We start from the raw sequence: 20,001 nt of genomic DNA, 5'->3' as shown, positions 1-20,001 counted from the left end.
TCACTATCCGCTGCTTTTGCGATTTTCCCGATACTCAAAACGACAGAACTTCTCCTTTCTTACTCATCACCAACGCTCAACGTGCGCGGATAAAAGTCAGGTAGTCAATCCGCTCAAGATCGCGGGCGAGAAGATAAATTCCCAGCGTGTCCACCAAAAACAGTGCGATGACGAATCCCATACCATAGAAAAACGGTCCCGCACGCAGTGTCAACCAAGTAAAAAACAGGTTCCCGATAAAAAACAAAACACTCAACACCATCGCCCGAACACGCAAATCAAGATAAAAATAGACGTTCAACAGGCTCATAAGCAAGAGCTGCAAGCTTACGCCGACAACGTCAAACTCAAAAATTCTGGCATAGTTCTGTGAGTAACCCAAAACGTGCAGCAGTTGCGGCGTGAAGGCAAAAGCGAGGAGAACCGTCGCCCCTTGGATTTTGGCGATGTCCCATAGTCCGGCTCGCGTCGCCATGACCATGCCGATCTTGGCGGCGTGCAACTCCGCCAATGTTCCACCCTCAACGATCGCTCGATTGTACGATTGATATGCCTCTACGAAATCGGTTTCCAGACGGAACAGAAACACCGCGAGTCCCGGCACGATGGTGAGATAACTGAGAAAAATGGGCACGTCATAGATCGGTGAGGCATATAGCGGTCCGATGACCTGCTCACCAGTTGCTGGATCAAACCAAAAAAGAAACTTATCTGCCCAAATGGCCGCATTGAAAGCCAGACCAACCAGAGAAAGTGACCAAAACAAGCGATTGGCACGCTTTTTCGGCCATTTCAGATACCCCGGAAACTCTCTTATAACGGTGATACCCAGGCCTAACAACAGAATCATTTGGCCCACCGCAAATGCTGCAAGGTAACCCGGCAATCCCCAGTGGCGACCCCCAAAAACTCCCAATAATATGACTGTTGCATAGGCGAGGAAATACCAACTCACTAGCGCTTTATAGTCCTTCAGACTGGTGCCCATGATCGTCAGCACCCATACACCACAGAGTTCGACAAAACTGAATCCCATGAGAATCTGGTAAACCAGAGACGTCCCTTGAAACAAAAACAGCAGGACCAGGATCGCGAATATCGCGCCCGGAACAATTGCCGTTACCAGCATGGTGAGCAATATCGTCACTACGGAACGTGCCTGCCGTGCAAAAAGCATATCGGCGATGTATCGGGTAAACAGCAATTGCATTGGCCCGGTAAAAATGAGCGATACTGCAATCAGGTAAGTGACAGAGACCTGAAACTGAATGATGGGTAGCGTTGCCGATCGGTCGCTGACAGCCAGGAAACCAAGGAGCAGTATTCCAAAAATCGATAGCAGCCATGGTCCGGATGAGACAATGCCGGCGTAGCCATAGGCCTCGATCAGCGCCAAGTAGCTATTTCGGCGGAGAATACGACGCAACTCAAAACCAATGCCGGCCATCGTCAATTCCTTCTCAGAGACTGGTCGTACAACTGTCGATACGCTGCAAACATCTGCTCTTCGCGATACTGGCTCTCCACACGTTCGATCGCCTGCTCGCTACAGCGACGCCACTCCGCAGGATTGTCCAGGAGCTCGTATATTGCTTTCGCCATCGCCTGCGCGTCTGCGATAGGTACTACCTTTCCGGCGGCACGCGGATGATCTGCGTTCGCGCCGAGGATGAGTCCCCGACAGGAGCCTACATCGGTACTGACCACGGGAACACCCGCCGCAAAACTCTCGAGAACCGACAGTGGCAGCCCCTCGCTAATGGAACTCAATACCGTGAGTCGCACATCCTGCAGTATCTCAGTGACGGCACGAAAACCCAAAAACTCCACCTGATTTTCCAGCCGAAGATGGCGCAGCAGCAGCATGCACTCCGCGAAATACTCCTCGTCCTCTTCCGTGGGGCCAACAATCCAGAAACGGGTACTACGACCCTGGTCGCGGGCAACTGCAGCGGCGCGGATAAAAGTCTTGATGTCCTTGATTGGGACCACTCGTCCAATCAATGCCACAATATCCTGCCTCTCGGCATAGTCTCGGCGACAGGAGACAAATTTCTCTACCGCAATCCCGTTGGGAATCGTTTGCAACTTATCGGGGCTGGCGCCATCGGCAACCTGCAACGAAATCACACCACTGTAAAGATTGATGATTTTATGGGCTTGGCTGTAGGCTATTTTACCGAGCAGGGCAAAAAAATTGATCCAGAGCTGCCGTAGATAATGGATGTGCCCGGCGCGCTGCAAGAATTCTTCGTCTTCCTGGATCCAGCGGGCCAGCATCAGGTCGATACGGCGCTCCTTGGTATAGATGCCATGCTCGGAAATGAGCAACGGCCGACCTTGCTGGTGGCTGAGTAGGGCGCCCAAGTAGCCGGCATAGCCGGTTGAGGGACAATGCATGATCTTGGCCTGGGGTGCATTTTCCATGGCTTTCTGCATCACCCAGAGGGGGGCATGCATACCGCGAATCGTCCAAAAATAATCGATGAAGGGGGGCTGGTCAGGGATCTCTGCATAACGCGCGAGGAAATACTCCCATATCGCTTCGGAATACAAAAAAGTCTGCTGACTCATCGAAAAGTTATTCGCATAAGCGGCAAGATTGAGCCCCTCTTGCTTGCCGGCGATACAATGTTTCATTTGCTCGTGAGCAACTTCAACCGACTGCAAATCCGCTCGCTTAGCCCATAATTCAACCTTTTTCGGTGGAAGCTCGTTACTGTCATGGAGGAAATATTCCGCAAAATAGTCTACGTTCTCCGGTAATGCATAAGGCGTGGCGGTGTATTCGTCACGGGCACTCCCTAAAAAAATGATGCCGAAACGATACTCGGGAAACCCTTGCATCATGCGATTTACCCAAGACGAGACTCCGCCGCGGACGTAGGGAAAAGTCCCTTCAAGAATCAGTAGGACATCCACGGCTTGGGCCGATGTACGTATCATCATTTCTGACCTAACCAGAAACGATAGGACGCACTGTAGCGCGGGGAGAGCAGCACCTCTGGATGCTTTCTATAAAGCATCTGCAAACGCCGGACATCACGTTGCCGATAAAGCGCGGCCGCCCGATACGGTGCCAGCACACTTGATGCCACGTTTGCCTGCTCGGCTTGCTGAAAAAGCTCCATCGCCTGGCCTACAGCGCCCATCTCCAACGCTCGCAGCCCTCGCAGCATAGCTGGCGCCTGTTCCACAGCTTGATCATCGGGCCCAAGCTCAGGCTTCGTTTCCTCTTTGCGCAGTACCGGATCGGCCAGCTCACGAGAATCTGTGTGTTCGATGTTCCAATGCAACCAGGCTAGATAATCCTGCAGCCGCTGGCGCAAGCGGGGGCTGGAATGGTGCTCAATATCCTGCTGCAGATCCAACAAGAGTTCCGTATTTTCCTGTTCGCGCTGATCGAGGGCTGCGTAGGCCAGCAAGCGGACCTCTTCGGCCTCGTCACGTAACGCGGCGCGAAGCAAACGGGTTTGTTCGGCAAAACGGGAGGAAACGATCTGGGAAAGCGCTTCCACCCTCTGACCAAGATTCCTGGATCCTCCTAGCCGACCTGCCACCGCCCCCTCTGAGGCAGCAGAAATGCGCAAGCGAAAATCTCGCGCAGGCGCTGGGACGAGAATCGGCTCGACTTCGGCAACGTGAATACGGTGCCGCACGGAACGCAGCGCAATCGCATAGATTAGGGCAAGCACCGCGCCCAGCAATGGGAGAAAAACGCTGAGCATCAGAAACAGCAGCCACGCTGGCAACCAACCTTGTGACGCCCTCTCTCGGGGTACAATGATGCTCGCCCCTAACGATGCCATCAAGGCGATTAAAAAATAGAGGATAGCGACCAAGGTCACGGCGAATCTCCCTCTTCGAGGAAGGCACGAATCTGGACAACAGCGTCTCTGCCATCAAGCTCTAAGGCATCTCTTCGTTGAAATACCTTTTCCCAATCGTTTGGGCAGCTTTCCTGGATCTGTGTTTCCACTCGCCGCAGGTAGCCCTCGACCGCACTCTGGCCGGAAAATGGCAGCAGTACCAGCAGATACAGCCCGTTATCACCGCGATGCAGCCACAACACATCCAATCCGCGACGCAGGTTCTCCATGCTTCGCACAATCGCCTCCGCTTGCTGGGCATCCCGCAGAACGTAGCGAACACAGAATCCCACATGCACCACGATTTTTGCCAAACGCTGCAGTTGCAGAAAATCAACAGCGAACTCTGGCGGACAATCGGACCAACGTTGCAGTAATTGCTGTGAAAATTGAACCGCGTTGGAATAGTTACAAAGATACTGAAATAAAACTTCTACGATCTGCAAGTTTTCTCTGCTAATAGCAAAAAAAGACATCTCTTCAATGGCGAGATAATATGCGACTCCGACTTCTTCCCGGTGGACATGGACAGACAGATATTGCTGAATCTGTGCCAAATCAAGGCCTGCAATGTTCTGGCTATGACTTTGGGCAACGGCGTGGTACCAAACAGGATCCAACTCATTCAAAGCGGCAACGTCACCGAAGCTCGCCAGCAAGACGGGATGCGCATTCGCACCGGAGCGAGAATACCAGGCAGCGACCTGGAGCCCGGCAAGCTGATTCAGAAAATACAAGACTCGGGACACGATCTCCTGGTTCAGGATACCTCGATTGGCAATGAGACTACGTCGCAGATCTTCTAGGGCACTACGCACCGAGACGGGTTTGTAGAGCAGACTTTGCTCCAGGCGATCGAGGGAGATTCTGGTGACGTAGAGATCATCGGCGAGCTGGCGTAACCGGGTCGCGGTAATTTCTTCCTCGAGCGCACGTCCGGTCTCACGCCGAAACCAGTACGCACTGAACTCCGCGGCAATGAGGACCACCAACAACGTACCGGCAGCCAGCTCCAGGCTGACTCCCAGCGGATAGGGATGCCAGAGAAAATTACTTGCCAGGATCATCATGGAAGCCAGTGCCGGCAGGAACGCGTAACGCAACGCGATAAGCAAGGGAATCAGCATCAACCAAGGAAATCCCTGGGTGAACAACAGGGGATCGTGGGGACGCAGAAAATTACTGAGCAATAATGCACCGATCGGCAACAGAATTGCCTCGAGCCAGCCCTCGCTCCGTCGTGGCAGCGCCGTCAACATACCCATGATGCTAGTGTAGCGCGCGATTGAGGAGACGCTGGATCAGGCGTTGCGCAACTCCTCCCGTGCCGCCACGTCCCAGGCTTCCGCCATGGGCACTCCCCACCCCACTCCAAACCACTTTATCGTTGGCAACATCGACTACCCACAGCGTCATGGCCACTTCCGGTTCGGCATTGATCCCCGCACGATAATCCCATTCATCGACACTTCCCGCGAGGGCATAGCGAGCTCCATCGGCACGCGCCTGACGCAACGCGTCCGCATATTCCCGCTTCCAGTCGCCACCAAGAAGGGCTTCGGTACGGGTATTGATCGGTAGATTCCCGAGTACCGGACGCCCCTCACTCTGCAAGGTACCTGCAGCGATCGCCGCCGCACGGGCATTGGCCATCGGCGTCTCGGTGTTATTGGCAAAGGGCAACACTGCCCAGGTGGATCCCTTGTTATCCGCGAGCGGGCCGGCAGTTTGCACATTCATGCCGGCACAACCACCAAGCGAAGCTATCAGCCCTACAGAAACGACCACTGCGCGCCAATTCATCTTGATTTTCCCCCTCTTCGATTCTTAAAAATAAAAACGATACCCGAGACGCACTACGCGCTGGTTCAAAGCTAAGCCATTTCCTCCCTGCCCTTGAGCGAAACCAATACGCAATCGATCTGGCCCAAAAACCGAGGTACTCAAACCTGCATCAAGCTGATATTGCGGGCCAAAGCGGGTATTTTGGTACACATTCAGAGCTAGGTACGGGGTCCAATCGCTGGCCACGGCCCGCTCCCAGGTTCCCCACTGCACTCGCATGCCGATATCGGCATAACTACCGGGCAATACAAGATCCGGGGTACGGGCATCCGGCTGCAACGCGGACGCGAGTACCCCTTGCAACTGGCTGACGCGGGAAAGATCGTGATAATCCGCGAAGGGTCCGACCTGGAGCTCCCAAGGGCCGAGATCATGACGCCACAATAAGGAGACCTCAGCGAAACGATCGCTGCCCAGCGCATCCCCGTCTTGTCCCTGATATTGCCGCCATCCCCCGCCGATATTGCCCAGCCAAGAGCCGAAGCGCTGCGCCCACTGCAGATCAACGCGGTTGACCATGCCTGCCGCTGCGAGAGCAGGGCTTTGCAAGCTACGATCATGATAGTCGAAGTTTGCCGAGAATTCGCCGCTGTCAGTAGCTTGCCAGGCAAGCGAAATACGCCCACTCACAGTGTTGCGCTCGGCTTGATAGCTTCCCAACAAGCCCTCTATCTGCCAACGCGGATCCTGCCAGCGGATACCGACCAGATCGCGGCTACTCCACGAGGGTACACGCAGCAACTGAGAGGCCGCAGACGCAGATTGGGCCAGGGCATCGGCGTCGAACACTAGGCTCCAACGGTCATTCCAGGCGATACGTCCACGTAGCCGCGGTCCATAGAGGCTGAGGCCATTGAAACTTTGCCAATGGCCTGCTAGGTCAACGTAAGTGGCACTTTCCCGCACGGCCTCCAGGTATTGGCGGCGTAGAAGGCGATCAAACGGATCGATCTGCATAGCCGACAATGCATCCTGCCGCGCTTGCCGGTAGCGCCCCAGCTCCATCTGCGCCTGCATTCGGTCGCGCACCGGTAGACCCTGCGGGTGCCGCAAGAGACGCGCCAGGGCGGGCGTATCGTGGGCATGCAACGCCAAGCTCAATTGCACCCAACGCGGCGTCGGTTGCGGGTTCTTGGCGACCAACAGTTGCGCGAGGCCCCAGTATCCGTGCGCCAGGCTCCAGGATATAGCGGGCAGAAAGTCGCCCCGGCGTGCCGCGGCAAACAACACATCGCGCGTCACATTGCCGCCGGCGGGCGCTGAGGCCAACGAATCGGCAAGAGTTCGCAAAGGGTCTTGCGCAAAATCTTCCTCAGGTGTCGGCTTGGGGATAGGAACAGCATGACCAGCGGGCTGGGACGAGGTAGCCTTCTCGCCGTTCGCGCGAGCCAAGGTTGGATACAGAAAAGAGCTTGCCGTCAGCAACGCCAAAACGCCCAGCCCCTTATGTCTCACCGATCACCCCCATCCGTAGCGCGTAACTCCTTAGCACTTTGCCAGGCCGCTTGACGACGCAAGCTCCAGGCTAGTCCGGTCTGACCAGTGCTCTCCCAGAGCGATGCCTCGTTGAGTAAACGTAGCGCCCGCGCGCTGGGCGCCGCAGCGTCTGTGGGTAAATATAGGGCCTGCCGGTTCAGATTCAGACGCTCCAGGGCATTACGCACAGCATCGCGCAGGGCGGGTGCCGGTTGGGCCGTATCCCCCACCAGGACTGCGCGCAACAGGCGTAGTTGGCCGCTGTCGATAAGCATCCACAGCAAATTGTTTTTAGCGACAGTATCATCGGGGTTCAGTCGAAGGGCCTGGGCATAGGCATATCCGGCAAGATGGTAGTCAAGACGCGCATTGGCCCATTGCCCCATCGCCAGCCAGTAGGCGGGAAAATTCCGCAAACCATCAGGGTCGGAATTTGCCACCTCTTGCAGGAGCTGCCCCAAAGTCTGCCAGTGTTTGGCCGCAGCGGCATAATACAACCCCTCGAAATAAAAAATCGGCAGATGGTATTTGCGCCATCCGAGCATGGCCACCGCCAGAGCCGCCTCGGGTTGTTCGTCACCAGTCAATCGCACCAAACGTTGCAAATCATATTGACTGGCAGCGCCCAGAAGATAAAGCGTCTTTTCTGCCTGCAATGCGGCATCATGATCATGCAACTCCCAGGCGAGAACGGCATACAGTTGCCAAAACGGAACATCTTCCAGGGTCGCTTGCCCACGAACGCGCTCCAGCGCAGCAAAGGCCAGACGATAATTGCCCTGCATAGATAACAGACGCGCTTCTTCGATCGCTATCGAGGGAGCGGAACCATACTGCCCTGCACTGCGCTGCAAGGCGTGCAGGCTCGCTTCGATGTCACCCATCTGATAACTGAGATACGCCTTCTGATTCAGCAGATAGCGACGCGGGCCGAAACGTTGAAGCGCAGAATCAAGGGCCTGCAACGCACGGTCTGGTTCACCAAGCTGCCCATATGCATAGATCAGGGACTTCCACTCTGCGTCACTGAGCGGTCGACTGCGCGCCGCCGGTGCCAGCATGCTGATGACGATATCTGGCCGCTCCAGGGTAAGCGCCAAGGAAATGGCTTCTCCCTGTGCAGCCGCATCGCCATGCTCCGCCAACCAATGCTGTTGGCGCAATACCTCTTCGCGCTGACCTAACCAGCCCGCAACCTCGATCAACCGCTGCCGCCACACCCGGTCGTCTGGCCGTTGCTGGACGGCCGTAAAGGCCAGCCGATATGCCTCTCCAAGATCATGGCTTTGCAAAAAGGCACTGTAGGCCAGATCGTAAAGCTTTTGCGAATATTTCGCTGGATAGGGCTGCACTTCCAAGGGTGGACGGTACCAGGATGGTGATACACCGCCCTGGTCCAGGTAACTCATCCCCTTGCCCGATTTTTGGCTGGCCTGTAAATCCGCGGCAAAGGCATTTGCATCCTCTTTTTGCCGCAGATATTTCGCCCGCCATTCTGCGTCGTCAGAAGCCAGGCTACCGGGAGCCTTCCACCAATCCGAGGGCATCGAAGCGGCGAGCGCTGGCATTGCGCACCATACTAGAACGAAGCTGATCGTGAGGGTGCGAATCTTCATGACCTCTTCTCGCTGGGGACATTGCGCAGCAATTCGCGATGCAGCCACTGTGCGGCCAGCTGTGGGCGATCAGCAGACAGAGCAAGCTCCGCCATGGCGAGCACCACCTCATGGTCCTGCCATAGCTGGGGCAATTTCTGTAAAGTCGATTGCGCTACCTGCAGGGCGGCTTCTGCACCTTTTCCACCTTCTACCCATCGTATCCCCTGCAAGAACCAATGCTTCGCGCGTTCGCTGTCATGACTCTGTGCCGCAAGCTGCAAAAGGAGCGCCCCAGCTTTGGCCGGCTGATTACCCGCTGCCCAGGCATGTGCTGCAGCAAGCTGATCGGCCTCCCGCTCTTGCGGGTCTACTGTGGCGGCCGCCAGCCACGCCTGTGCGCTGAGGTCATAGGCACCCAGAGCGAAGGCGTCCCGCGCGAATGCTTGCCATTGGCCAAGCGACCAGGCACCCAGTGCATACAACGCCGCTAACTGCGGCCGCAAGTCCCGCATCGCCGCCTGACGTCTCGGGGACTCTGCGGGGATGGCGAGCGCTTGCGTTTTGGCAATCCGCCATTGCAGCAGACGCGCCTGACGGTACAAAGGGCCGTCGGGATAACGCAATACGGGAGCGATTTGCTTTTGCGCCGCACTATACTGACCACTGCGCAACATCAGTTCCGCACTCTCCAGATGCGCCCGCGCATCGGCAGCGCTCTCCTGAAAAAACAAATGACCATGCCAACCATACTGCCAAGCGACACCGGCGATCACCGCCAGCACGATCGCGACGAAGAGCAGCAGGCTCGCCGGGCGGAGCAGATGCGCCCGACCGCCAGCCTGATCAGCTTGGCGGGCAGTGGACATCGACGCGCACACGCTGCGAATTGCTCTGGATCTGCTCGGAGCTTGCTACTGCCTTGCCGTTCAGCCTTACCGAACAACTCTGTATATTGGCGAGCTGGAGCTGTACCGGCACGAAACCATCGAGCTGCGCGGTAAAGCCGTTGGCATTTTCCTGATACGCGCTGATGGGCGCGTTGGCGCTCCTGATGTACGGTATCTTCGGAGCAGTGGATTGCAGCCCCAAAAGCACAGAGTTCTGGCCATCCATGTGCACATAGTAGGCATCGTTCGGCGTATCGTTGTATCCCGCAATGCCCGAGCTGGCCGCGAGGTTGGGATATCCGAGGCCCTTCGGCATCCGCAGCTCACGTAAGTCCGTGGCGTTACCAATCCAGAAACCATCGCCCTCGCGGGCAATGTGGATGGTGAAGAAATTGTTGGCGATATGCGCATAATCAGCGACATAGACCGGCGTAATGGATTGAGTCAGAACCCAGTCATAGACCTTCTCCAACGCCGAAAGGGAAGCGAGTTTGGTCGCCGTATACCAGTGGGTATAGATGTCGATCGGCTTCAAGCGATGGGGTTTGTTGGTCATTTCAAATGTCTGGATGACATTGATATATCCCCAGAACGGTCCATGCCATTGGTTGGTAAAGTAATCCTCATTCGCATCCGGAGCAAAGACCTGCAACCATTTACCGCGGAAGATGCCAATGGGTGGAACCGCAGTAATGCTCGGGTCCTTTTTGCTGATATAACTGTCCCCACCATTGATGTTCATCAATCCGGCCCCATACGCAAGGCCCACCACCTGCGCATCAGGTTCACAGTCCCCCGACCACTGATCGATCACGACCTGCTTACCAGGTGGCGCGAGGTGTTTATCAATCCACTTGGCGGCACCCACCGCCTCCATGTAGGGACTGAATTTGTAGCCCGGGACTGGCAGATTGATACCAGGATAATCTTTCCCGGCTTCAATTGCCGGCCAATTGAAGGGATGCGACCACATATGCGAACCAATTTCCACATAGGGCAGACGGAACACCTCGCGAGCCACCTCGGTACCCAGAGGCGCGAGCGCTGGATACAGGCCACGGTCACCGGGGAGCAGGTCGCCGACAATGATGGAACCCGTAAACGGCAACTTGTATTTCTCTAGTATCCGGTGCATGTATACCTCACCGGCAATGTGGTAAGGCGGAAATTGTGCTCGGCTGACAAAGCCGTCGCCGTCGGTATGCGCCATGAACAGACGCCGTCCACTTTCGGTCGTTGTATCCGGAACCGGCATCGGCGGCAGGCGCAAGGCTTCCCGATAGAGCGCAAAAGGATCGATCAACCAACGGGTATCCTTGTTCGGCAGAGTCTTCAAGATGTAGGGCGACAAGACATAACCGCCCCACGGGGTGATGGCTGCTGCATCTTCGCTGCTGCCCGAGCTATCGCGTACATGCAGCCAAATCTGGCTGCCCGCTGGAGCGTTCACGCCGAGAAAATCCCGGGTGCTGGCCTGCACCGGCATTTCGTAGTTCATTTCCTTGGCCGCACTGGCAACCTCTGCGGAACTCGCCGTGACAGACTGCGGGCGGGACATTTCCAGCGCTTGGTAGAACTCTGCGTCGAGATCGTCCTGAAAATCTCCCATCAGCAGGATGGGTATTCCCACCTTTTTCACCCCATGTAACCAACGCGAGAGACCAGCAACATCGGTCACCGGATCGCCATCACTCCAGAGTACAACCCCTGCGTATTCCCCGGCGTAGGGAGCTTTGGGCAACCCATCGGATAGCCGACGGAATTCCGGAATATATCCGAGATACTCCAAAGGCATGGCACCATTGGCAAACGCCTCACTGTACTCTTCTGGGCCGGTGCTGTTGTACAGGATCAGAACATGCCGTGGCATCGGTTCGCGCAAGCCAGCGCCGACAGCCGTCAGCTCGGCATTGGTCACATAGGGGATAAAACCCAGAGCCCGGATCTTCTCGGCATCCTCCCACCAGCCTTCACGATTGAGCTTGGTCGGCAGATAGTCGATCACAATAGCCGGCAGACCATAGGATTGTGCTTTGCGCAGTTCCGTGACAAGCGCCTCGCGGTTGCTTGCCGACACTTCCTGATAGCTTTGGGTGGATTGATTCCATTCGTGGAACAGCGACTCTGCCAACACGGCAGACAGATCCTGGTGAATCTGGGGCAGTACCGAAAAGCCCCGATTCGCAATCAATTGTGCTTGTGGATGCGCCGCCTTGATGGCCTGAATCAGATCGACGAGCCCCTGTTCCTGCGCCCTCCGTGCCATACCTTTGGTGACTGCCTCATAGGAATCTAGAGTATCCAGGAAAAATCCGCGGTAGCCCTCCGCCCAGATGGGATCAATGACTTTCTGTAGGAGAAAATCACGACATTGCGCATGCGCGAGATCAATGATTTTACCGCCCCAAGCGGCATTGCGACCCAGCACGCAGGATTCTGGAAGCTGGGCGTAGCGATCGTCACCGGGAGTCGTTTCGCCAATACTGACATAGGCAAAGACTTTTTGCTGCGGATCGAAGGCACTGGGTAGCCGATCGCCTCCGGGATTGACGACCACCCAATCAAAATCGTGGAACGCTGCGGGCGCGGCGCCATCTCCGTAGTAAAATCCAACACTGGGCTGGGAAGCGGCTTGTGCAGGCAATAGGCCCACCCATAGTACCACCAAGACCCCAAGTACCGCCGCAATCCGCGGATGCTGGAAAGAATCCAAACGCATACGTCCCCCTTATGTGTCCCTCACATTAGCAAGCTACGTGATAATTGCAAGAGAACGCATCGAGTTCGATCCCGCAAAAAAGCCGAGGACATAGCCTCGGCCCCCTTGACTCAACTCCCGCCCGAAACTTAGCGCTCCGACAACATCCGCTCGATGCGCGGCCCGAGAATCAGCTCCATGGCATAGCCCATCTTATTGCCCGGAATAACGATGGTGTTCTTCCGCGACATGAAGCTGCCAGGAATCATCTGCAGCAGATACGGAAAGTTTTCTTCCTTGTGATCGCTGAAGCGGATCACCACCATACTCTCATCGGGCGTAGGAATATCGCGAGCGATGAAAGGATTGGAGGTATCCACCATTGGTACCCGCTGAAAGTTGATATGCGTGCGACTGAACTGCGGGGTGATGTGGTGGATGTAATCGGGCATGCGCCGCAGGATGGTGTCGACAATGGCCTCGGCGGAATAACCGCGCTGGGCATTGTCACGATGGATCTTCTGGATCCACTCCAGATTGACCACCGGCACCACACCGACGAGCAGATCGACATAGTTGGCCACATCGTGCTCTTCGGTTTTCACGCCGCCGTGCAGCCCCTCATAAAAGAGCAGGTCGGTGCCGGACGGAATGTCCTGCCAGGGCGTGAAGGTGCCCGGGGCACTGCCGCGCAGCTCGGCCTCGGCATCGTCGTGCACGTAGTAGCGCATCTTGCCGGTGCCGGTCTCGCCATATTGGCGGAAGAGCGCCTCCAAGGAGCCAAAATCATTGCCTTCCGGGCCAAAATGGCTGATGGTCTTGCCTTCGGCAGCGGCTTTGGCAATCGCTTCGCGCATTTCGACACGATTATAGCGGTGGAAGCTATCGCCTTCGATCACTACCGGGTTGACATCCAGGCGGTGGAAGACATCGTGAAAAGCATGTTTGACGGTCGTAGTACCCGCACCCGAGGACCCGGTCACCGCAATGACAGGATGTTTTTTCGACATGGAACTGCTCCTTGATAGGCAAAGAAAAGGGTAGCGCGCAGCGGGCGCGACAAATTAGCCAAGAGTGTATATCAGCGCAGTGGAATCGCTCAAATATCCAGACGTTGCGCGATGGCGAGCGTAGCCTCCGCCTGGTTCAAGGTATAAAAGTGCAACCCCGGGGCCCCCTCTCGCAGCAGGAGATTGCACTGGCGCGCGACCACCTCGGCAGCCACTTCGCGCTGCGCCTCCGGTTCATCGGCGTAGGCTTCCAGCAGCAGGCGCAAGTAGCGCGGAATCTCTGCCCCACACTGGGCAGAAAAACGGGCAATTTGCTCAAAATTATGGATGGGCATCACCCCGATCAGAATCGGCACGGTCACTCCGCGCCGCTCCAGCTGGTCACGGAGCTGCAGATAGGCATCGGGGTTATAAAAATACTGGGTGATCAGCGCGTCCACCCCAGCTTCGGTCTTAGCGACAAGATAATCCAGATCCGCACGCGCATGCTGCGCCTGTGGATGGACCTCGGGATAGGCCGAAGCGAAAATCTCGAAGCCACCGAAGTCGCGGATGAAAGCGACCAGATCGCTGGCATGACGGAAGAATCCCGGATTTTCCATCCCTTCCGGCAGGTCACCGCGCAGGGCGACAATCCGCCGCACCCCCCAGTCCCGGTAGCGCTGCAAGAGCTCCCGAATCCCCGCCTCGGTAGAACCGATGCAGGTGAGATGCGGCACTGCCTCATAGCCATTCTGCCCCTGAATGAGACGCACCGTGGCGAGGGTACGCTCCTGCGTGGAGCCGCCCGCGCCATAGGTAACCGAGGCATAGGCTGGGTGCAAGGCCGCCAGGGCGGCCATGCTCTCGCGTAAGCGCTCTTCGCCCGCCGAATTCTTCGGTGGAAAAAACTCCACCGAGATTTCCGGCGTCTTCATCAGTAGCGGTAGGCGTCGTTCTTGAACGGGCCATCCACCGGCACGCCCAAGTAGTTCGCCTGCTCTGTGGTCAACTGCGTGATCACTCCGGCAAAGCCCTCGACCATGTAGCGTGCTACTTCCTCGTCGAGCTGCTTGGGCAGCACATCCACCCGAATCGCCTTGGCCTTTTCCGCAGCCGACAACTTGGCGAAGCCTGCCTGATACAGGTGGATCTGCGCGAGTACTTGGTTGGCAAAGGAACCGTCCATGATGCGACTGGGGTGACCCGTAGCGTTGCCCAGATTCACCAGACGACCCTCGGAGAGAAGAATCAGGTAGTCATGACTATCAGGGTTGGCCTTGCTGCCACTGGCGACATCGCGATAGACCTTGTGCACCTGCGGTTTCACTTCTTCCCAGGCCCAGGTCTTGCGCATGTAGGCGGTATCGATCTCATTGTCGAAATGGCCAATGTTGCAGACCACCGCGCCATTCTTCAGTGCCGCCAGCATGCGACTATTGCAGACGTTGAAGTTGCCCGTAGCGGTAACCAGCAGGTCGGTCTGCGCGAGCAGATCTCGATTGACGCAGGCGTCGGAACCGTCATCCACTCCATCCCGGTAGGGGGAAACCACTTCGTAGCCATCCATGCATGCCTGCATGGCGCAGATCGGGTCGACTTCCGTCACCCGCACGATCATTCCTTCCTGACGCAAGGAAGCAGCGGAACCCTTGCCAACATCACCATAGCCCAGCACCAGGGCGCGCTTGCCGGACAACAAGTGATCCGTGGCACGCTTGATGGCGTCATTCAGCGAGTGACGACAGCCATATTTGTTGTCGTTCTTGCTTTTGGTTACGGAATCGTTGACGTTGATGGCCGGGATCTTGAGGCTGCCCTCTTTGAGCATTTCCCAGAGACGATGGACGCCGGTGGTGGTCTCTTCCGAAACTCCGTGGATTTCGCTCAATAGTTCCGGACGCTTTTCATGCAGGAGGCCGGTCAGGTCACCACCATCGTCGAGGATCATGTTCGGCTTCCAGCCCCCCGGGCCGGTGATGGTCTGCTCCACACACCACCAGTATTCTTCTTCGGTCTCGCCTTTCCAAGCAAAAACCGGGATCCCGGCCGCGGCAATGGCCGCCGCCGCCTGGTCCTGGGTAGAGAAGATATTACAGGAAGACCAGCGCACCTCCGCCCCCAGAGCCACCAGGGTCTCGATGAGGACAGCAGTCTGGATGGTCATATGGATACAGCCGGCAATGCGCGCGCCCTTGAGGGGTTGTTCCGCGCGATACTTCTCGCGGATCCGCAGTAAAGCCGGCATTTCCGTCTCGGCAATACGGATTTCCTGGCGACCCCAGTCGGCCAGAGAGAGGTCGGCAACTTTATAATCAGCTTGGTCTTGCAACACGGCATTCATCGGGACTTATCTCCTTTGAAAGACGAGCGCGGTTGAAGCAAAGACCCGCACCGAGCCTGACCGCCGGACCGCGACGGCTGCAGCGCCCCTCGGCACAGGTAAAAAATCAGTTCAGGCCGGCCGCTGCACGCAAAGCCGCGGCACGATCGGTGCGCTCCCAGGTAAACTCCGGCTCCTCGCGGCCAAAGTGCCCATACGCGGCGGTCTTGCTGTAGATCGGCCGCAACAGGTCGAGCATCTGGATGATGCCCTTGGGACGCAGGTCGAAATGCTCGCGCACGATGGCGGCAATACGATCGTCGTCAATGACGCCGGTACCAAAGGTATCGACCATCAAACTGACCGGCTGCGAGATACCGATGGCATAGGCTACCTGCACCTCGCAACGCTTGGCCAGCCCCGCGGCAACGATATTCTTGGCAACGTAGCGACCGGCATAGGAGGAGGAGCGATCGACCTTGGAGGGGTCCTTGCCCGAGAAGGCGCCACCGCCGTGACTTCCCTGCCCGCCGTAGGTATCGACGATAATCTTGCGGCCGGTCAGACCGCAGTCACCCACGGGTCCGCCAATCACAAAGCGACCGGTGGGATTGATGAAATACTGGGTGCCCTTGTGCAACATTTCTGGCGGCAGAACGGGCTTGATGATTTCCTCCTGCACCGCCTCCACCAACTGTGTGTGACTCACATCGGGGCTGTGCTGCGTGGAGAGAACCACCGCATCGATGGCCACTGGGCGGCCATCCTCATAGCGCACCGTCACCTGGCTCTTGGCGTCGGGGCGCAACCAGGGCAAGCGGCCATCCTTGCGCACCAAGGCCTGCCGCTCGGTCAGGCGGTGCGCGAAATAGATCGGCGTGGGCATCAGCACGTCCGTTTCGTCGCAGGCAAAGCCAAACATCAGCCCCTGGTCGCCCGCCCCCTGATCCAAATCGAGGCCGGCCCCCTCGTCGACACCCTGAGCAATATCCGGCGACTGCTTGTCGAGAGTCTGCACAACGGCGCAGGAGGCCCAGTCAAAACCCATCTCGGAGGAATCGTAGCCAATCCGGCGCACCGTCTGCCGCGCCACGTCGGCGTAGTCTACCTGCGCCGCGGTGGTGATCTCACCGGCAAGGACAATCAAACCGGTGGTGATCAACGTTTCGGCAGCGACTCGCCCGCGCGGGTCCTGGGCCAGGATCGCATCAAGGATGGCGTCGGATATCTGATCTGCAACTTTATCGGGATGGCCTTCGGACACGGACTCGGAGGTGAAGAGATGGGTTTTGGACATGCGGACGGCTCCTCGGCTGCTGGCGATGTCAATCGCAGAAAAGTGAGGCAAATATAGCAGAGGGTCCGACCACAAGAAACTGAAAGGCGCTCATTGCAAGCGCGAAAAACCCTCAAGACCCCGATTGTGTCGGTGCGATAATGGGGAAGGCGCGCTTGTCCTCGCTGCCCCCCCAGAAGTAGGAAATGCCACCCGTCACCTGGACATTGTTCAGGGCACCCCCCTGCGCACGCGGGGTGTCGAAGAGGACTTGATCCTGCACGCCAAGACGCAGACCGAAATGATCACCCAGGCGCTGCTCGTAGCCCAGCCCAAAGATTCCCAAAAGCGAAGTGCCACGGCCGACTTGCTGGTTAAACAGATCGCTCGACGCACCAAGCCCCAGCGAGAGATAGGGGGAGGAATTTCCGGAAAAGGCATAGTAGTTGCCAATGAGGGAACCACTGTACTGATTCGCGTTGCTTTTGCTCTGATCTTGCAGTCGCGCAAAGGCCGACGCGATCTGCCACTCGATACCCAAATGCCGCCCCAAACGCTGCCCGACACGCAGACCTACCGTGCCCCCGCCATCCAAATGGCTGCCCGACCCGAAGAACGTGTTGCCACCAAAGAGATTGACATAGGGCTGATCCGGGGCAGCCATTGCCGCGGCCGGCAGCACTGCCAGCCCAGCAAACAGCAATCCAGAAAAAAGCCCCAAAGCTCGCATCATTCGCACCCGATGACCACATTGTCGTACAATGGCCACATTGTAGTCCTCAATCGTGCAAATTGCCACTCGTATCCGTTGCAAAAAATCAACAGGAGATTCCATGCCGACCCTTATTTGCGGTTCCCTCGCCTTCGATACCATCATGGTCTTTCAGGACCGCTTTCAGGAGCACATCCTGCCCGATCGTGTGCACATGCTGAACGTCTCCTTCACCGTACCCGAGATGCGCCGGGACTTTGGCGGCTGCGCCGGCAACATCGCCTACAACCTCAAGCTTCTCGGCGGCGAGCCGCTGATCGTCGGTACCGTTGGCCAGGACTTCGGCCCCTACGCGGAGCACCTGCAGCATCTGCACATTGCCAGCAGCCATATTGCGGTTCTCCGCGATCAATATACCGCACAAGCCTTCATCACCACCGACCTCGATGACAACCAGATCACTGCCTTTCACCCTGGAGCGATGATGCAGGCGGGCAAGAATCGTCTCGCCGGGCAGATTCCAGCGGGAAGCCGCTGGGGCATCGTCGCCCCCGATGGACTCGATGCCATGGTGCAACACCTGCACGACCTGCGGAGCGCCGGGGTGCAGACCATCTTCGATCCCGGCCAGGCCCTGCCCCTCTTCGATGGCGACACCCTACGCCAGATGATCAGCGAGGCCGATTATCTCAGCGTCAACGATTACGAGTGCGGCATGATCCAGTCGCGCACGGGTTGGGACTTGGCAACCCTCCGCAGCAAGCTTAAGGCTTTGATCGTCACCCAGGGCGAGAAGGGTTCGACTATTTATCAGGGCGAGGAAGAGATCCGGATTCCAGCGGCCAAGGCCAGCGCCGTCGTCGATCCCACCGGCTGCGGTGATGCCTATCGTGCCGGCCTGCTCTATGGCCTGGAGCACGATTTGCCGTGGGCAACCTGTGGCCGCATCGCGTCGCTTATGGGCTCCTACAAGATCGAGGTTGCGGGCACCCAGAACCATCGCTTCACACACAACGAGTTCGTACAGCGTTATCAGGACAGTTTTGGCGAGGCCTTACCTGCCTGAATCAGCTTTCGATGGGCTTATCCTCGGCTTCCCAGACGACCATGCCGCCGGTGAGGCTGTAGACCCGGGCGAAGCCCATCTGCGCCAGGGTAACGGCGGCAAAGGCAGAACGGGTGCCGCTGTCGCAGTAGAGCAAGACTCGGCGTTCCCGCGCCCGCGACAGCTCCGGGTGGGCCTTGCCATACTCGAGGTCTGCCAACGCTTCCAAGTGACCGCGCGGGACGTGATGGGCCCCAGGCAATCGCGCCCGATGAAAATCCTCTGCCTCCCGCACATCGACGATCAACACGTCTTCACCGGCGTCCAGCCATTCCTCGACCACATCACAATCGACTTCAGAGATTTGTGCCCGCGCCTCACGGATAAAGTCTGCCAAGCTTTTTGCCATAGTTTACCTGCTCCTGCGTCACCGCTTTCCGGAGCGGCTACCATGGCGAGGAAATCGGCAAAAGGCAAGCTTGCCAAAGACCCGTGTTAGCCCCAAGGCGTAATGTCCTCTTCGGCTTCCAGTGGCCGGGTATTGACCTCTAGCAACGGCCTCAAGTCCCCAATCTCCACGTCCAACGGAATAGCTATTCTCCCGATCGACACGTCTCTCACGACTTGTTGCATGTAACCGTATGGAGTGGGTAGGATGTCGCATGGTTCTCTAGGGAGGCTTGGCGATGGCGCACGTCAATCAGCGGGTACAAAAGCACCGTGAAGCTCTGCGCAGGGAAGGGCTTCGTCCGGTGCAGATTTGGGTGCCTGACACGCGCCGCCCGGACTTCGCGGAAGAGTGCCGTCGCCAATGCCTGATTGTGGCCCAGGCCGATAGTGCCGACACCGCCATGCAGCAGTTCATGGATGAAGCCCTGGCTGATGGCTGGCCGGAGGAGTGATACGCGGAGACCTTGTGACCATCGCCATGCAAGGTGACTTTGGCAAACCACGGCCCGCGCTGGTCATTCAAAGTAATCAGTTCAGGGACCTGGGCAGCATCACCGTGCTGCCAATCACCAGCACTCTTATTGACGCGCCATTGCTTCGCATCACCGTTCAACCGGGCACGGAAAATGGTTTGCAGAAACCATCACAAGTCATGGTGAACAAGGCCATGACCATCAAACGCGATAAGGTGGGACCTGCTTTTGGACACATCGATGCGAATACTCTGGTGGAGGTCGAGCGTTGTCTGGCTGTGTTCCTGGGGATTGCGAAGTGAGCCGCGCTTCGAGACGATCAGTCGCGTTTGCACAGCCCTGCGGGTACGCATGGTCACG

At 57.4% G+C, this 20,001-nt stretch carries 18 protein-coding genes and 1 riboswitch; of the genes, 3 read left to right on the top strand and 15 right to left on the bottom strand.

Translation table 11 applies throughout. The annotated features are described in order from the left end of the window. Positions 1–76: 76 nt before the first annotated feature. The 14 genes from pelG to ACQAYK_RS00995 form a co-directional block, all read right to left on the bottom strand. The gene (gene pelG / locus ACQAYK_RS01060) at positions 77–1,447 is read right to left on the bottom strand and encodes an exopolysaccharide Pel transporter PelG (RefSeq protein WP_215872856.1); all 1,371 of its coding nucleotides are present in this window, start codon (positions 1,445–1,447) and stop codon (positions 77–79) included. A gap of 2 nt (positions 1,448–1,449) precedes the next feature. Beyond that, positions 1,450–2,946, bottom strand: a complete 1,497-nt coding sequence (gene pelF, locus ACQAYK_RS01055) for a GT4 family glycosyltransferase PelF (protein WP_215872863.1) — start codon at positions 2,944–2,946, stop codon at positions 1,450–1,452. Further along, the gene (locus ACQAYK_RS01050; protein WP_255789986.1) at positions 2,946–3,848 is read right to left on the bottom strand and encodes a hypothetical protein; all 903 of its coding nucleotides are present in this window, start codon (positions 3,846–3,848) and stop codon (positions 2,946–2,948) included. The genes pelF and ACQAYK_RS01050 overlap by 1 nt, the downstream gene beginning before the upstream one ends. Further along, the gene (locus ACQAYK_RS01045) at positions 3,845–5,128 is read right to left on the bottom strand and encodes a PelD GGDEF domain-containing protein (RefSeq protein WP_226827350.1); all 1,284 of its coding nucleotides are present in this window, start codon (positions 5,126–5,128) and stop codon (positions 3,845–3,847) included. Before ACQAYK_RS01045 ends, ACQAYK_RS01050 begins: the two co-directional genes overlap by 4 nt. Before the next feature lie 10 nt (positions 5,129–5,138). Further along, the gene (locus ACQAYK_RS01040) at positions 5,139–5,672 is read right to left on the bottom strand and encodes a hypothetical protein (protein ID WP_215872648.1); all 534 of its coding nucleotides are present in this window, start codon (positions 5,670–5,672) and stop codon (positions 5,139–5,141) included. 24 nt (positions 5,673–5,696) lie between these two features. Further along, the gene (locus tag ACQAYK_RS01035) at positions 5,697–7,169 is read right to left on the bottom strand and encodes a hypothetical protein (protein WP_255789982.1); all 1,473 of its coding nucleotides are present in this window, start codon (positions 7,167–7,169) and stop codon (positions 5,697–5,699) included. Further along, entirely contained in the window at positions 7,166–8,806 is a 1,641-nt protein-coding gene (locus tag ACQAYK_RS01030) for a tetratricopeptide repeat protein (protein WP_215872647.1), read from the bottom strand. Before ACQAYK_RS01030 ends, ACQAYK_RS01035 begins: the two co-directional genes overlap by 4 nt. After that, on the bottom strand, positions 8,803–9,654 hold the full coding sequence (locus tag ACQAYK_RS01025; protein ID WP_215872646.1) for a hypothetical protein: 852 nt from the start codon (positions 9,652–9,654) through the stop codon (positions 8,803–8,805). The genes ACQAYK_RS01030 and ACQAYK_RS01025 overlap by 4 nt, the downstream gene beginning before the upstream one ends. Then, positions 9,632–12,394 carry a bifunctional glycoside hydrolase/polysaccharide deacetylase family protein gene (locus tag ACQAYK_RS01020; RefSeq protein ID WP_215872645.1) on the bottom strand — a complete coding sequence of 921 codons (2,763 nt, stop codon included), beginning with the start codon at positions 12,392–12,394 and terminating at the stop codon, positions 9,632–9,634. The genes ACQAYK_RS01025 and ACQAYK_RS01020 overlap by 23 nt, the downstream gene beginning before the upstream one ends. 128 nt (positions 12,395–12,522) lie before the next feature. Next, on the bottom strand, positions 12,523–13,383 hold the full coding sequence (locus ACQAYK_RS01015; RefSeq protein WP_215872644.1) for a phosphoribulokinase: 861 nt from the start codon (positions 13,381–13,383) through the stop codon (positions 12,523–12,525). Positions 13,384–13,472: 89 nt separating this feature from the next. Further along, positions 13,473–14,300, bottom strand: a complete 828-nt coding sequence (gene metF, locus ACQAYK_RS01010; protein WP_215872643.1) for a methylenetetrahydrofolate reductase [NAD(P)H] — start codon at positions 14,298–14,300, stop codon at positions 13,473–13,475. After that, positions 14,300–15,706: an adenosylhomocysteinase gene (gene ahcY / locus ACQAYK_RS01005; protein ID WP_215872642.1), complete on the bottom strand. Its 1,407-nt coding sequence runs from the start codon at positions 15,704–15,706 to the stop codon at positions 14,300–14,302. The genes metF and ahcY overlap by 1 nt, the downstream gene beginning before the upstream one ends. Before the next feature lie 17 nt (positions 15,707–15,723). Next, positions 15,724–15,803: riboswitch (S-adenosyl-L-homocysteine riboswitch) on the bottom strand. 9 nt (positions 15,804–15,812) lie between these two features. Continuing rightward, positions 15,813–16,982 (bottom strand): methionine adenosyltransferase, encoded by a 1,170-nt coding sequence (gene metK / locus ACQAYK_RS01000; RefSeq protein ID WP_215872641.1) that lies wholly within the window; start codon positions 16,980–16,982, stop codon positions 15,813–15,815. A 112-nt stretch (positions 16,983–17,094) separates the two neighbouring features. Then, positions 17,095–17,796 carry an outer membrane beta-barrel protein gene (locus tag ACQAYK_RS00995; RefSeq protein ID WP_226827344.1) on the bottom strand — a complete coding sequence of 234 codons (702 nt, stop codon included), beginning with the start codon at positions 17,794–17,796 and terminating at the stop codon, positions 17,095–17,097. Here ACQAYK_RS00995 and ACQAYK_RS00990 point away from each other — a divergent pair. Next, positions 17,795–18,739, top strand: a complete 945-nt coding sequence (locus ACQAYK_RS00990) for a carbohydrate kinase family protein (protein WP_215872639.1) — start codon at positions 17,795–17,797, stop codon at positions 18,737–18,739. The genes ACQAYK_RS00995 and ACQAYK_RS00990 overlap by 2 nt on opposite strands. Before the next feature lies 1 nt (position 18,740). Here ACQAYK_RS00990 and ACQAYK_RS00985 read toward each other — a convergent pair whose 3' ends face one another. After that, entirely contained in the window at positions 18,741–19,127 is a 387-nt protein-coding gene (locus ACQAYK_RS00985) for a rhodanese-like domain-containing protein (RefSeq protein ID WP_215872638.1), read from the bottom strand. A 277-nt stretch (positions 19,128–19,404) separates the two neighbouring features. Between ACQAYK_RS00985 and ACQAYK_RS00980 the strand changes: the two genes are divergently transcribed. Together ACQAYK_RS00980 and ACQAYK_RS00975 are read left to right on the top strand one after the other, a co-directional pair. Further along, positions 19,405–19,620 (top strand): antitoxin MazE family protein, encoded by a 216-nt coding sequence (locus ACQAYK_RS00980; RefSeq protein ID WP_226827342.1) that lies wholly within the window; start codon positions 19,405–19,407, stop codon positions 19,618–19,620. A 14-nt stretch (positions 19,621–19,634) separates the two neighbouring features. After that, positions 19,635–19,943, top strand: coding sequence for a type II toxin-antitoxin system PemK/MazF family toxin (locus tag ACQAYK_RS00975; protein WP_255789971.1), 309 nt, complete (start codon positions 19,635–19,637; stop codon positions 19,941–19,943). The last annotated feature ends 58 nt before the right edge of the window (positions 19,944–20,001 follow it).

It is taken from the genome of Acidithiobacillus sp. AC3, assembly GCF_050261095.1.
GTDB lineage: Bacteria > Pseudomonadota > Gammaproteobacteria > Acidithiobacillales > Acidithiobacillaceae > Igneacidithiobacillus > Igneacidithiobacillus copahuensis.
This window is presented reverse-complemented; position numbering and strand designations above follow the sequence as displayed.

Excerpts from the sequence above, each read along its gene's own strand:
- pelG (WP_215872856.1), bottom strand. The coding sequence starts at position 1,447 with ATGGCCGGCATTGGTTTTGAGTTGCGTCGTATTCTCCGCCGAAATAGC.
- pelF (WP_215872863.1), bottom strand. The coding sequence starts at position 2,946 with ATGATACGTACATCGGCCCAAGCCGTGGATGTCCTACTGATTCTTGAA.
- ACQAYK_RS01045 (WP_226827350.1), bottom strand. The coding sequence starts at position 5,128 with ATGTTGACGGCGCTGCCACGACGGAGCGAGGGCTGGCTCGAGGCAATT.
- ACQAYK_RS01040 (WP_215872648.1), bottom strand. The coding sequence starts at position 5,672 with ATGAATTGGCGCGCAGTGGTCGTTTCTGTAGGGCTGATAGCTTCGCTT.
- ACQAYK_RS01030 (WP_215872647.1), bottom strand. The coding sequence starts at position 8,806 with ATGAAGATTCGCACCCTCACGATCAGCTTCGTTCTAGTATGGTGCGCA.
- ACQAYK_RS01025 (WP_215872646.1), bottom strand. The coding sequence starts at position 9,654 with ATGTCCACTGCCCGCCAAGCTGATCAGGCTGGCGGTCGGGCGCATCTG.
- ACQAYK_RS01020 (WP_215872645.1), bottom strand. The coding sequence starts at position 12,394 with ATGCGTTTGGATTCTTTCCAGCATCCGCGGATTGCGGCGGTACTTGGG.
- ACQAYK_RS01015 (WP_215872644.1), bottom strand. The coding sequence starts at position 13,383 with ATGTCGAAAAAACATCCTGTCATTGCGGTGACCGGGTCCTCGGGTGCG.
- metF (WP_215872643.1), bottom strand. The coding sequence starts at position 14,300 with ATGAAGACGCCGGAAATCTCGGTGGAGTTTTTTCCACCGAAGAATTCG.
- ahcY (WP_215872642.1), bottom strand. The coding sequence starts at position 15,706 with ATGAATGCCGTGTTGCAAGACCAAGCTGATTATAAAGTTGCCGACCTC.
- metK (WP_215872641.1), bottom strand. The coding sequence starts at position 16,982 with ATGTCCAAAACCCATCTCTTCACCTCCGAGTCCGTGTCCGAAGGCCAT.
- ACQAYK_RS00990 (WP_215872639.1), top strand. The coding sequence starts at position 17,795 with ATGCCGACCCTTATTTGCGGTTCCCTCGCCTTCGATACCATCATGGTC.
- ACQAYK_RS00995 (WP_226827344.1), bottom strand. The coding sequence starts at position 17,796 with ATGGAATCTCCTGTTGATTTTTTGCAACGGATACGAGTGGCAATTTGC.
- ACQAYK_RS00985 (WP_215872638.1), bottom strand. The coding sequence starts at position 19,127 with ATGGCAAAAAGCTTGGCAGACTTTATCCGTGAGGCGCGGGCACAAATC.
- ACQAYK_RS00980 (WP_226827342.1), top strand. The coding sequence starts at position 19,405 with ATGGCGCACGTCAATCAGCGGGTACAAAAGCACCGTGAAGCTCTGCGC.